We start from the raw sequence: 12,700 nt of genomic DNA, 5'->3' as shown, positions 1-12,700 counted from the left end.
ACTCCTTAAATGTGTTTTTTCAATTCTTTAATCGCTTCTTCAATAGTAATGCCATACGCAATATTGGCTTCATTACGTGCATCAATCGCTATGAATTCATTTTTAACACTATCAAATGCTACACGATAGGCTAAGTTTGTTTTTGTGAAAGTCATTGAATCGTCCTCCTTTGTTTCTGTTTTTAGGAGATCTTTACTCCACTGATTAATATAGCACTCGATTCGCAGATAGACAAAGAAAAGGACTTGCTATTGATTGGTTTTCTAGAAAATTTTCAAAATTATTTTCATTGGTTATTTTGTTTCTTTTAAACCGACAAGTAAACCAATTGTTAATGTGCAAAAAACAAGCGTTTGAATGATGACCATGTGTTCCACCTCCTTATTCTTATATATTTAGTATAAAACGAGTCACTGGTTTATACACGAACAGACTGTTTACACTTTGAGAACAAATTTGTCACCTAAATGAAAGGAAAATCAAAAGAAGCAAGAAGGTAAGTTAAGCGGTAGTGCGACCAGTAATTACAGTAAAGATAAAAAAGATTCGGACAGAAGTGTTTCACTCCGAGAACTGGGTAAGTACTGTGCAACATCAGCTTATGCTTCATTGTGTTTTACAGCAAACCGTATCTTCAGCTCTAGCCTGTCTCATGCGTAGAAGTTGTTGAGAGCGGAACAACGTCCTTCAATTCTTAAGGTGTTTCACCTTTAGAGATTGATGAGATCGGAGTCTTTTTGCGCAGTGAAGACCTTCAACTCTAGCATGTCCCATGCGTAGAAGTTGTTGAGAGCGGAACGCAGTCCATCAATTCTTAAGGTGTTCCACCTTTAGAAATTGATGGGGCGGAGTGAAGATGGAGTTGCTTCTGTGCCCACCGTTTATTCGGGAAATAGGAGCATGGGCATAACTTTTTGAGTTATGTACCATGCTCAACCTCGTCAATTTGACGGGGAACGCACAAACTTTGTCTTAGCCAACGCCTAGGACAAAGTTTACTAATTTATCAGAATAGGTCGTTTCTTCTGAAGAGTGGATTGTCTGATTCAATAAGTCCATTTGATCGGTTACCAGCCCATCTACGCCATAAAACATCATGCGGTTCATGGCATCTTTGTCATTGACTGTCCAAGCAAAGACTTTTTTGCCATCCGCATGGGCCGAGTCGATAAAGTTTCGATTGATTGTGCTGTATTCCATTGTTAAAAAATCAGCCGATGTCACAGGTGGACCGACAATATTGAAGGGTAGGATGTAGCCTACTTTAAATGCGGGTACGACTGTTTTTAAATCGGCCACTGTTTGATAGGTGAGACTTTGTATCAAATGGTGGTGCGTTAGAATGTCTTTTTCATACTTCTTAATGAAGTTGTTTACTAATTCAGGACTATCAAAACGAGTGGTTTTAATCTCGATGACTAGCTTTTGATTCAAACGATTGGCTTCGGCAAGGTAATCGTCAAAGGAAACAATAAAGGCTTTTTTTCCATTTTCTGTGAGCTCAATAGCTTGTAACTCTTTTAAGGTTAATTCTTGAGGCTTTTTATTGATGCCAGAAAGAGCTTTTAAATTAAAATCATGATAGACCACAAACTGGTGATCCTTAGTTTCTTGTACATCCATTTCTACATAGTCAGGTGTTAGCTTGGCCGTTTCTCTAAGCGCAGTCAGCGTATTTTGGACACCGTTTCGATTACTTACACCTCTATGTGAGACTGTGACAGGTCGAATAGTGGAAGCATTTGTTAAGTAAACTGTATTGTAAAGCCCGACGCCTATCCCAAATAAGATAGTTAACAGGAGAAGAAGGCCTATTTTTACAGTTGTATATTTTCTCTTACGAACAGGCTCTAAATAAAACCAGTCAGGAATATCTGGTAAAAATCCTTCATCATCCATAAAATCAACAATAATATAGAAGATTCCGACAGTTGATAAGACGATGTTAAGAAGGAGAGTAGCTTGTAATAAAGTCATCGCAAACACCGCGCTCGCTAATGCGTAATCAGGTAAAAACTGTTCGAATAAACCTTGGGCGAAGATAACTAGGATAAAAATGACGGAGGTGAGTAAGATAATAATCCCACCAATAAACACGAACTGTCCTATTATTGCAAAGAAGCGACTTCTTGTGACACGCCAGCTTTCTTTAATTGATGCGCGAAATCGTCTGTCTCTCAAAATCATTTCAGGTAAAGCAAAGATGACACGAATGCCTAAATAAATTAAAAAGAGATAACCCATCGCAAACCCAACAATGACAATCACACGGTTTTCGAAAATGAAATCCATGATAAAAGCTGGAATTTTAATTTTGGAGAGTAAATCTGAATTAAAGCTTAATCCACCAATCGGTAAAATCAGTAGAAAATAAAACAAGAAAAATAAAACGGTTATTGGCCGAATTTTTTTCATTTGAAGAAGGGTCATCCGCAATAGCTGTTGTAAACTAACGGGTTGTTTTTTCTTAATAAAATAAACACTCAGTAGTAAGAACGTAAATTCGAAAAAGACAAGTATTAAAACCGAGAGTAATACCAACAGGAGGGACGTCAAAACGCCAGGATGTCTCGTCAGGATGATTGATAGATTATCATAGGAGAGATAATCTATGGCGCCCTTTCTTAAGATAAACCGAGTGGTACTCCCTAATAGCGGCAAGACAATAAATAAGATAAGCCCATGCATTAACAGCACATCACGAAAATATGCTTGGGTACTTTGTAAAAAATCACGTGTATTAATCAAACTATTTTTTAAATATTTCATTTTCATCACCTACAAACCTATTCTATCGCATTTATACTCAAAAGAATCATTTTAACCTCTGAGATTCTTTCATTTTTTGAAAAAAAACGAGCATGGGACATAACTCAAAAAGTTATGCCCATGCTCCTATTTCCCGAATAAACGGTGGGTACAGAAGCAACTCCATCTGCACTCCGCCCCATCAATTTCTAAAGGTGGAACACCTTTAGAAATTGATGGACTGCGTTCCGCTCTCAACAACTTCTATGCATGGGACATGCTAGAGTTGAAGGTCTTCACTGCGCAAAAAGACTCCGATCTCATCAATCTCTAAAGGTGAAACACCTTAAGAATTGAAGGACGTTGTTCCGCTCTCAACAACTTCTACGCATGAAACGTGCTAGAGTTGAAGGTTCGGAAATAAGCTGAAATTCACAAAAATTTGAAGAGCAATTTTCGTGGATTTCAGCTTATTTTTTCGGAGTTAAACACTTCTGTCCCAACCTCGATAAGTGTATGTTTAATTGAAGAACTACCCTAATAATCCTGTTAAGAAGGTACCACCATAAATCAATGCTAGACTATACAAGAAAATGGATGCAGGCTTGGCTAGAATAATAATCAGTGTGAATTTTTTGACTGACATATTGGTCAAACCGGCCATCAAACAAAGTGCGTCGTCAGGAGCAACCGGTAGGAAGATGGCGAGAGCGAATAGTTTTTCAAAACGATTCTGGTTGTCTAACCACCCGATATATTTATTATACGTTTTCTCACTAATCATACAGAGAATAAATGGTTTTCCGTAGCGACGTCCGAGTAAGAAAATAATCACTGACCCGATTGAAATTCCTAAGTAGTTATAAATGAAACCAGCAGTAGGGCCGAAAATTAAGACACCCGCAGCACTACTAATCCCACCAGGAATGATGGGGATAACTACTTGTAAAATTTGGATTAAGACAAAGATGATGGGCCCTAAGATGACTGAGTCGCCAACTAATCCTCGTAAGGCATTAATATCTTTGAAGACACCAAGGTTTATGAAGTAAATGGTTAAGGCAATAGAGACGCCTATACCAATAATTGATATGATATTTATAATTCTTCGAGAAGCTGCAACGCTCATGTTCTCATCTCCTTTATCTATGTATGGTTATCGATTCGTTTATTTTCTTCTATATTAGTCTATCCTTATTTTGCCATGTCCTACTTGATTCGTCTAGGAACAATTTTGTAAGGTGAGTGTCACCTTAACTTATCTGATTATGAGTATAGGCCAAATTGGAGATGGCGTCATCAAACTTTAGTCGTATTTAGAAAATTTTAATAGAAAATATTTTACAGATTTCTTTTTTAGGAATATACTAGCTTTAGAATGTTTCGGCTAGCCTAAAAAAATAATTAATCTAACCGTTTGATAGCTGCAAGGAGTGGAAGTATGAAAGAAGAAAAAAAATTAATGGAGTACGCCAATGGGCCAAGTTTAGAAGAAATCAATAATACGGTAGAAGTGCCAAAAAATGCAAGTTTTCTTCGAACATTGCTTGCTTATAGCGGACCAGGTGCATTGGTTGCAGTCGGTTATATGGATCCTGGCAATTGGATTACTTCAATTGCTGGGGGTGCAGAATATAAATATGCCTTATTGAGTGTCATCTTATTATCGAGTTTGATTGCGATGCTTTTACAAAGTATGGCGGCCAAATTGGGGATTGTTACCGGACGAGATCTGGCACAAGCGACACGTCAGCATACGGGAAAGAAAATGGGTGTGGTGCTGTGGGTGATTACCGAGCTTGCGATTATGGCGACAGATATTGCTGAGGTAATTGGTGGTGCAGTAGCGTTGCAGTTGTTATTTGGGCTTCCTTTATTAGTTGGTGTTTTGATTACCACGTTTGATGTGTTACTTCTTTTGTTATTGACAAAGCTAGGATTTCGTAAAATCGAGGCGATTGTGGCAGTTTTAATCTCTGTGATTTTTTTTGTATTTGCTTATGAAGTGGCGTTGGCAGATCCAAATATTGGGGAAGTTTTAAGTGGTTTTATTCCTGATCCTAAGATTACCTCTGATAAATCGATGCTCTTTTTAGCATTAGGGATTGTTGGAGCGACGGTTATGCCGCACAATTTGTATTTACATTCATCCATAGCTCAAGCACGCAAATTTGATCGGAACAATGAGTCAGAAATTGCCAAAGCTATTCGTTTTACAACCTGGGATTCGAATATCCAACTGACGGTTGCTTTTATCGTCAATTGTTTATTACTTATCCTCGGTGGGGCTCTGTTTTACGGAACGAACAGTGACTTAGGGAAATTTGTTGACTTGTATGATGCACTAAAGGACCCCTCAATCGTGGGCAATATTGCTAGTCCAGTGTTGAGTATCTTGTTTGCTGTGGCCTTACTTGCTTCAGGTCAAAATTCGACCATTACAGGAACCTTGTCTGGGCAAATTGTTATGGAAGGATTTATTCATTTGAAAATGCCGCTGTGGATGCGTCGAGTAGTAACGCGCTTATTAGCGATTGTCCCAGTCATTATTTGTGTCATTTTGTATGGTGGAAGTGAGACGGCAGTCGAAGACCTACTATTATATACGCAAGTGTTTTTAAGTATTGCTTTACCTATCTCTATTATCCCATTGACGATTTATACCAGTGATAAAAAATTGATGGGTAAATTTGCTAATCCAATGTGGGTAAAAGTATTGGCATGGATCATTGCGATTGCTTTGACTCTATTAAATCTATTTCTGATTTATGGCACCTTAGTCGGATTAGACTAGGTTGTAACAAAGAACCTCGGTTGAAAAAGAATAATCTACTGTGAGAAAAAAGTGGTGGACGAACAAGTCTTGATTGGAATTGTTCGTTCATCACTTTTTTAAGCCTTAGTTTCGTAAGATTTTTCCTAAGTATTGTCCTGAAATCCTACCTCTTAAGCTTGCGTCCTTGCGTGGGCTTTGAGCCATTTGCCGTAGAGATTTTCCAGTAAGCTAATCACCATAAAACCACCAGCAATGGCGCCAGCTGTTACGATAACCAACCAGACATTTTTGGTTCCAGAAAGCGTATCTCCTAGAAGGAAATCACGGATTGCTTTGTAGGCAGGACCTCCAGGGACAAGTGGGACTAGGCTGGGAATGTTAAAAATAATCATCGGCATTTTTTTCTTGCGGGAAAAGAAGATACTGATTAAGCCGACCGCAATCGCCCCAAGAAAGTTGGCCAATCCAACACCTGTACCAAGTGGTTGACTGAGATAATAAATCATCCACCCAACAGCACCTGTTAGTCCACACGAAACTAAGGCGCGGCGAGGGATGTTTGTGAGTATGCCGAAAGTCACTGTGCTCAAAAAGCTAAATAATGCATGTAAAATTAAATTAAGTACCATAATTTATCTCCTTTATAGGAAGAGTTTAAAAACAAGCGCAATTCCGACGCCGATTGCACTTGCAACAAACAGTGCTTCAGTGGCACGAGCCATTCCGCTAATCAGATGGCCCGCTAAAATATCTCTGAATGAGTTGGTGATGGCAACACCAGGAACTAAGGGCATAACAGCCCCAATAATGATATTATCCATGCTGTTAGCAATGTTCTCGTGAACAAATAGGTAGGCCGAAACTCCGATAATAAAGGCGGCTAAGAAGTCATTTAGAAAACGAACATCTAACCATTTTTTTGTTAAAACAGAAACCGAGTAACCTAAGCTTCCTACAAGGAATGTCGGTAAGAAGTCAAGCCAAGTTCCACCAAAAATGTACATCAGGGTACAACTGACAATTCCAGCCGCTAAGATTTGTAAAGAAAGAGTAAAGTCGGGGGCCTCTTCTTCAATATGTGAAAGTCTATGGTAAAGCTCTGAGAGGGTGATCTCTTGGTTAGCAAATTTACGGGAAAGGTTATTCACTGCGGCAACCTTTTCTAAATTAATAGAGCGTTCGGTGATATTTTCTAATTGACTGCAATGACTGGAACGTAAACCCACAAAAATACCAGTAGCTGTTACGTAGCTGACGCTGTCGGTTTCTCCTGCATTGGTAGCAATACGATTCATTGTATCTTCAACGCGGTAAACCTCAGAGCCACCTTCAGTCATAATCTTTCCAGCCAGTAAGCAAGTATCTAAAACTAATTCTTGATGTGCGGTCGAACTCAATAAAAGTGCATCTCCTTTGCTAAATGATATAGACGTAGTGTAGCATGTGAGTGAATCAAGGACCAAGAGTTTTATGTTAGAAAATAAAAAATAACCAATAGTGTGTTTCGTTTGCAAAAGGAATGCGTGTTCAGTTAGAATAAAAAAACGAAAATGAATAATAACTATTATTTTTTCGAGAGAGAGAGGAGAATCCGCATGCGTCGGAAAATCTATACGAAAGAACAAATATTGAAAGCTGCTTATGATGTTGTTTCTACTGAAGGATTTGCTGGATTTACGGCTAGGAATATTGCTAAAAGAATGGGTATTTCTACTCAGCCGATCTATTTGGAATTTAAAAACATGGAGGATCTTAAAAATGAGCTCTTAGAAATGATTTTTATAGAGCTAAAAGATGAGATTTTTCCAATCCCACGAACAGGAGACAAAGTTGTAGATTTAGGTTTAAATTACATTGATTTTGCTAAAAATGATCACAATCTTTATTTAGCGTTGTTTGTTGATGAAGAGGGTGGAGGAAAGAAAATGCATGATTTTTCTTTCAGCTATTTTTCTTCAATCATTGAAAATGATCCGCAATATGCAAATCTAACAAACGAGCAAATAGAGACCTTGCATACAGGAACTTGGGTAGTTGTGACAGGGCTTGCTTCTTTGACTTCATCAGGAAGCATTAATCCAACACAAGACCAAATCATTTCATTAATTAAACGAACGATTTCTAATATAGTCGAACTGAAAGAAACAACCAAGTAGCTAGCTACCTGTCATAAAGCTAGTTAGGAACCCCCGTCAACAAGAAGCAGAAACAATTCATTTTGACTGTCTTTTATTGGGGAAAAAGAGGGGCCGAAAAGTTACTTGCTTTTGAATTGAGGGATAGATTCTTACTTGTTGATGCGAAAAACTTTCCAGTAATTGCTGGAAAGTTTTTTATTTACCTAAAAAAAATCTGAGAATGGTAGAAAATTTTTTTGAAAGGTGGTACTTTAGTAAGAGGATTTAATTTGTAAAACGAAAAACAAAAGAACTTACCATTAAAGTGAGTCTTTTTTACAAAATTAAAACGAGTGTATTGATAGCCTCGTTTTAAATTATTAGGAAGATAGAATAGGAAGTGGACAAAAGTAATGTGTGGAATCGTTGGCTTTGTAAATACAAAAGATCGTAAAGAAGAAATTGTTACAAGTATGATGGACCGGATTGTGCATCGTGGCCCCAATAGTTCAGGAAGTTATGTGGATAAGCATGTCGCACTAGGCTTTCGTCGACTAAGTATCATTGATTTGGAGGGTGGAACGCAGCCCATCTATAATGAAGACCGGACAAAAATCATTATTTTTAACGGAGAAATTTATAACTACCAACCCTTACGTGAAGAATTAATTCAAGCAGGGCATGTCTTTACGACGCATGCAGATACGGAAGTTCTTTTGCATGGTTACGAGGAGTGGGGAACAGATATTTTACAAAAAGTTCGTGGGATGTTTGCGTTTGTTATTTGGGACACAGAGAAAGAAGAGTTATTTGGCGCACGTGACTTCTTTGGAATCAAACCTTTTTATTATGCAGAAATGAATGGCACCTTTATGTTTGGTTCAGAGATTAAGAGCTTTTTACCACATCCTGACTTTAACAAAGAGTTAAACAAAGATGCCTTGAAACCTTATATGACCTTTCAATATTCACCGTTAAACGGAGAAACGTTCTTTAAAGGTGTGCATCGTTTACAAGAAGGCCATTATTTCATTTACAAAGATGGAAAAATGACGATTAAAGAGTATTGGGATGCCAACTTTGAACAAAAAGAAAACAAGACAAAAGAAGAGTGGATTCAAGCAATTGATGAAGCCGTGCAAGGGTCAATTGCAGCACACAAAATTAGTGACGTTGAAGTGGGTTCTTTCCTATCTAGTGGGGTCGATTCTAGTTATGTGGCGTCTGTGTTACGACCAGACCATTCGTTTTCTATTGGTTTTGATGACAAGACGTATAACGAAGCAATTGAAGCACGTAAGTTAACGAAGATGTTAGAATTGGATAATACAGCGGCGGTTATCGATGGCGATATGTCATTCAAAGCTTTCCCATTAATTCAATATCATTTAGATGAACCGGATTCGAATCCTTCTTGTGTACCCCTGTATTTTTTAGCTAACTTGGCTGCACAAAGCGTTCGCGTTGTTCAATCAGGTGAAGGGGCAGATGAATTATTTGCTGGCTATCAAACATATGGTTTTCATACAAACTCAAAAGCAATCCGTGTGTTAGCACAAGGATTGAAGAAATTACCAAAAGGAACACGTTATAGCTTAGGTAGAAAAATAGGCAAGATGAAAAACTTCCACGGAAGAATTCATTTATACGAATCATTGGCACCGGCCAAAGAATATTTTATTGGTCATGCGAAGGTCTTTGATGAAAAAGAATCAGTTGATTTCTTACAGCCAGATTATGCAAAAGGGCCTTCTGTTGCAGAAATTATGGCGCCACATTTTGCTAAAACCGAAGCTATTCAAGACGAAGTCAACAAGATGCAATATGTCGATGTTCATCAATGGATGCCAAAAGATATTCTATTGAAGGCAGATAAGTTATCGATGGCTAGTTCATTGGAATTACGTGTGCCGTTATTAGATGTTGAATTGATGCGTTTGGCCCAACAAATTCCAAGTAAATATTTGCTAAACCAAAACAATACGAAGGATATTTTCCGTCAAGCAGCCAACCGTCATTTACCAGAGGAATGGTCAAACCGAGTGAAGTTAGGCTTCCCAGTACCAATTAAAGTTTGGCTTAAAGAAGACCACGGCTACCAACAAGTCCGCGAATTGTTTGAAGCAGACTTTGCCAAAGAATTTTTCAATCAAGAGAAAATTATGCAGTTACTAAACGATCATCGTGATGGGAAAAGAGAAGAGCAAAGAAAGATTTGGACAATCTTTAGCTTCTTAACTTGGTACAAAGTGTTCTTTATTGATGAAGAAATTCCAACAACAGAAACGATTGAGTATGAAGTTGTTTAATAAATACTAAAAGAGGTTGGGACAGGAGTTGCTTCTGTACCCACCGTTTATTCGGATAAAGAGAGGCTAGGACATAACGTATGAAGTTATGTCCCAGCCTCTCTTAGTACGATATAATGGTCGTTCGATTATAAAGATAAATAATTTTCCAAATACTCGGCTAAACCATCTTCTTGGTTTGTTTTTTCAGTGATATCATTCGAGACTTTTTTTAACTCATCTGTACCATTAGACATAGCAACGCCCCACCCAGCGTATTCTAATAACTCTAAATCGTTATGTTCATCACCAAACGCGATGACATTTTCTCTAGAGATGTTTAAGTAGCTGGCTACTTCGTGAACGCCTTTTGCTTTTTGAATCCCTTTAGCGACAATTTCTAAGATGGCGTTAGGGCCACCCCAAGTACGAACATCTACAAATTCTCCATATTGATTACTTAAAGACTCAGAAACCTGTTTGGCGTATTGTGGTTGTGTGCGAACGAGTAGTGAAGTTGGGTCAGTTGTCATATTTTTAGTTGAGAGAAGATTACTTTGTGTCGCAGGAGCAGAAAAAAGTTTTGCATCATAAAACTCAAAACTATCGATAAAAAAGGTCTCTTTGTTTTCAGCTGCAATAAAATCCAAATTTAGGGTTTGTTTTTGAGCGAGAATATCAAACGCAATTTCTCGTTTGATTAAGGTTTCTCGTTCTCCTGCCCATTGTTGTTCGGGAAGATGCACGAGTGCGCCGTTAAAGTTGACCATGGGTGTTTTTAAGTTCAATTCTTTATAAAACTGATGACTCATACGATAAGGTCGGCCAGTAGCAATGCTAACGTAATGTCCAGAAGCCATGGCTTTTTTAAGCGTGGCAGCTGTCTTTACTGAAATTTTTGAGTCATTATTTAAAGTTGTACCATCTAAATCAATGGCGATTAATTTTTGATTCATAGTTGAAAACCTCCTTTTAATTCTAACTACCGATCAAAGAGTGTTGTTTAAGTCTAGCATATCTGCGTAATTTGGCAAGTTTGACTACACAAAATTCATCTCTCTTTTTCATTTGTTTTCATAAAAAAGAGAAATTGTTTAAAGTTCCTAATGGCAAAACACGAACATTAGAAAGAGGATTTCTGTTTTTGTTTAATAAAACGTTGAAATATTTTAAAAAACTCACTATAATTTGTATTTGTCCGGTGGAATAACGAAATTTGCAATTATTTATTTTTAAAATGAGTTCTTCCATCAAAAAATATTGAGGAGTGGAAAATTTTCATGGAAAATTTTTTCAAATTGAAAGAGAATGGTACAAAAGTTTCAACTGAGGTCATGGCGGGGGTCACAACATTCTTTGCGATGAGTTACATTTTATTCGTCAATCCGTCTATCTTATCTATTTCAGGTATGCCGTTTCAAGCTGTCTTTTTAGCAACAATTATTGCGTCAGTTATCGGGACACTTGTGATGGGACTATTTGCGAACGTTCCTTACGCACAAGCACCAGGAATGGGCTTAAATGCCTTTTTCACCTTTACAGTAGTAACTGTTTTAGGCTACACATGGCAACAAGCTTTGGCGATGGTTTTCCTTTGTGGGATGATTAACATCTTAATCACAGTGACCAAGATTCGTAAAATGATTATCAAAGCCATTCCAGAAAGTTTACAACATGCTATCGGCGGAGGAATTGGGATTTTCGTAGCTTATGTGGGAATCAAAAATGCCGGGTTACTTTCATTTTCTGCAGATCAATCAGCAATCACTAGCTCAATTGTTGATGGAGACAAGGCCGTTAATGTAACAATGAATAGTGGGGTTGTACCTGCTTTAGCGAATTTTAATAATGCGCCAATTTTACTTGCAGTGATTGGTTTAATTTTGATGACTGTCTTAGTGGTGATGAATGTTCGTGGGGCCATTTTAATCGGGATTGTTGGAACAACGATTATCGGAATTTTGATGGGCGTAGTTGATTTAGGTGCTATCCAATGGCAACAAAATTCATTAGGTAACTCAATTAAAGAATTAGGAACAACTTTTGGGGCCGCTTTTGGAGCAGATGGTATGCAGTCATTATTCAGTGACTCTTCAAAAATTCCACAAGTGTTAATGACAATTATTGCGTTTAGTTTATCTGATACATTTGATACAATTGGAACGTTTATCGGAACAGGTCGTCGTACAGGAATTTTCTCTAAAGAAGACGAACTTGCGTTGGAAGATAGTAAAGGTTTTACAACTAAAATGGACAAAGCTTTGTTTGCAGATGCGATTGCGACTTCTGTTGGAGCGGTGTTCGGAACTTCAAATACAACGACTTACGTAGAATCAGCAGCAGGGATTGGTGCAGGTGGACGTACAGGGTTAACTTCTGTCGTGGTTGCTGCGTTGTTTGCATTAAGCAGCTTATTCTCACCACTAATTGCTATCGTGCCAGCTCAAGCAACAGCACCTGCATTAATTCTTGTTGGGGTGATGATGTTAGCTTCATTCAAGGATATTGAGTGGACAGACTTGGAAGAAGCTGTGCCAGCGTTCTTTGCTTCTATTTTTATGGGGCTTTGCTATAGCATTTCATACGGAATTGCAGCAGGTTTCTTGTTCTACGCGGTGGTTAAAATTGCAAAAGGAAAAATCAACGAAATTTCACCAATTATTTGGGTCGTCAATATCTTATTTATTGCAAACTTTATTATTTTAGCTACAATAGTATAGATTAACTTCATGTTACGCCTCCTTGGTTTTAAACTGAGGGGGTGCTTTTTT

General features: G+C 37.9%; 10 protein-coding genes. 4 read left to right on the top strand and 6 right to left on the bottom strand.

Annotated features, from left to right (window positions below):
* Positions 1-5: 5 nt before the first annotated feature.
* From IGI37_RS10165 to IGI37_RS10155, 3 genes are all read right to left on the bottom strand, one after another.
* The gene (locus IGI37_RS10165) at positions 6-155 is read right to left on the bottom strand and encodes a hypothetical protein (RefSeq protein WP_438761645.1); all 150 of its coding nucleotides are present in this window, start codon (positions 153-155) and stop codon (positions 6-8) included.
* Positions 156-972: 817 nt separating this feature from the next.
* The gene (locus IGI37_RS10160) at positions 973-2,769 is read right to left on the bottom strand and encodes a glycerophosphoryl diester phosphodiesterase membrane domain-containing protein (RefSeq protein WP_438761644.1); all 1,797 of its coding nucleotides are present in this window, start codon (positions 2,767-2,769) and stop codon (positions 973-975) included.
* A gap of 511 nt (positions 2,770-3,280) precedes the next feature.
* On the bottom strand, positions 3,281-3,877 hold the full coding sequence (locus IGI37_RS10155) for a TVP38/TMEM64 family protein (protein ID WP_438761642.1): 597 nt from the start codon (positions 3,875-3,877) through the stop codon (positions 3,281-3,283).
* 312 nt (positions 3,878-4,189) lie between these two features.
* Between IGI37_RS10155 and IGI37_RS10150 the strand changes: the two genes are divergently transcribed.
* Positions 4,190-5,542, top strand: coding sequence for an Nramp family divalent metal transporter (locus IGI37_RS10150; RefSeq protein WP_438761641.1), 1,353 nt, complete (start codon positions 4,190-4,192; stop codon positions 5,540-5,542).
* 152 nt (positions 5,543-5,694) lie between these two features.
* Here the strand turns inward: IGI37_RS10150 and IGI37_RS10145 are convergent, their stop codons facing one another.
* Together IGI37_RS10145 and IGI37_RS10140 are read right to left on the bottom strand one after the other, a co-directional pair.
* Entirely contained in the window at positions 5,695-6,153 is a 459-nt protein-coding gene (locus tag IGI37_RS10145) for a threonine/serine exporter family protein (RefSeq protein ID WP_438761639.1), read from the bottom strand.
* A gap of 12 nt (positions 6,154-6,165) precedes the next feature.
* Positions 6,166-6,921 (bottom strand): threonine/serine exporter family protein, encoded by a 756-nt coding sequence (locus IGI37_RS10140; protein ID WP_438761637.1) that lies wholly within the window; start codon positions 6,919-6,921, stop codon positions 6,166-6,168.
* Between the two features lie 198 nt (positions 6,922-7,119).
* On the opposite strand from IGI37_RS10140, the gene IGI37_RS10135 reads away from it, so the two are divergent.
* Together IGI37_RS10135 and asnB are read left to right on the top strand one after the other, a co-directional pair.
* Positions 7,120-7,680, top strand: coding sequence for a TetR/AcrR family transcriptional regulator (locus IGI37_RS10135; RefSeq protein WP_438761635.1), 561 nt, complete (start codon positions 7,120-7,122; stop codon positions 7,678-7,680).
* 374 nt (positions 7,681-8,054) lie between these two features.
* Positions 8,055-9,950, top strand: a complete 1,896-nt coding sequence (gene asnB, locus IGI37_RS10130; protein ID WP_438761633.1) for an asparagine synthase (glutamine-hydrolyzing) — start codon at positions 8,055-8,057, stop codon at positions 9,948-9,950.
* A gap of 128 nt (positions 9,951-10,078) precedes the next feature.
* On the opposite strand, the gene IGI37_RS10125 is transcribed toward asnB, so the two are convergent.
* The gene (locus IGI37_RS10125; protein ID WP_438761631.1) at positions 10,079-10,885 is read right to left on the bottom strand and encodes a Cof-type HAD-IIB family hydrolase; all 807 of its coding nucleotides are present in this window, start codon (positions 10,883-10,885) and stop codon (positions 10,079-10,081) included.
* 324 nt (positions 10,886-11,209) lie between these two features.
* On the opposite strand from IGI37_RS10125, the gene IGI37_RS10120 reads away from it, so the two are divergent.
* On the top strand, positions 11,210-12,649 hold the full coding sequence (locus tag IGI37_RS10120) for an NCS2 family permease (RefSeq protein ID WP_438761629.1): 1,440 nt from the start codon (positions 11,210-11,212) through the stop codon (positions 12,647-12,649).
* The last annotated feature ends 51 nt before the right edge of the window (positions 12,650-12,700 follow it).

It is taken from the genome of Enterococcus sp. AZ194 (assembly GCF_051713825.1).
In the GTDB taxonomy this organism is placed as follows: domain Bacteria; phylum Bacillota; class Bacilli; order Lactobacillales; family Enterococcaceae; genus Enterococcus_K.
Note: the sequence above shows the minus strand (reverse complement) of the source record. Positions and strands in the feature narration are given on the sequence as shown.

Excerpts from the sequence above, each read along its gene's own strand:
- IGI37_RS10135 (WP_438761635.1), top strand. The coding sequence starts at position 7,120 with ATGCGTCGGAAAATCTATACGAAAGAACAAATATTGAAAGCTGCTTAT.
- IGI37_RS10160 (WP_438761644.1), bottom strand. The coding sequence starts at position 2,769 with ATGAAATATTTAAAAAATAGTTTGATTAATACACGTGATTTTTTACAA.
- asnB (WP_438761633.1), top strand. The coding sequence starts at position 8,055 with ATGTGTGGAATCGTTGGCTTTGTAAATACAAAAGATCGTAAAGAAGAA.
- IGI37_RS10125 (WP_438761631.1), bottom strand. The coding sequence starts at position 10,885 with ATGAATCAAAAATTAATCGCCATTGATTTAGATGGTACAACTTTAAAT.
- IGI37_RS10155 (WP_438761642.1), bottom strand. The coding sequence starts at position 3,877 with ATGAGCGTTGCAGCTTCTCGAAGAATTATAAATATCATATCAATTATT.
- IGI37_RS10165 (WP_438761645.1), bottom strand. The coding sequence starts at position 155 with ATGACTTTCACAAAAACAAACTTAGCCTATCGTGTAGCATTTGATAGT.
- IGI37_RS10150 (WP_438761641.1), top strand. The coding sequence starts at position 4,190 with ATGAAAGAAGAAAAAAAATTAATGGAGTACGCCAATGGGCCAAGTTTA.
- IGI37_RS10120 (WP_438761629.1), top strand. The coding sequence starts at position 11,210 with ATGGAAAATTTTTTCAAATTGAAAGAGAATGGTACAAAAGTTTCAACT.
- IGI37_RS10145 (WP_438761639.1), bottom strand. The coding sequence starts at position 6,153 with ATGGTACTTAATTTAATTTTACATGCATTATTTAGCTTTTTGAGCACA.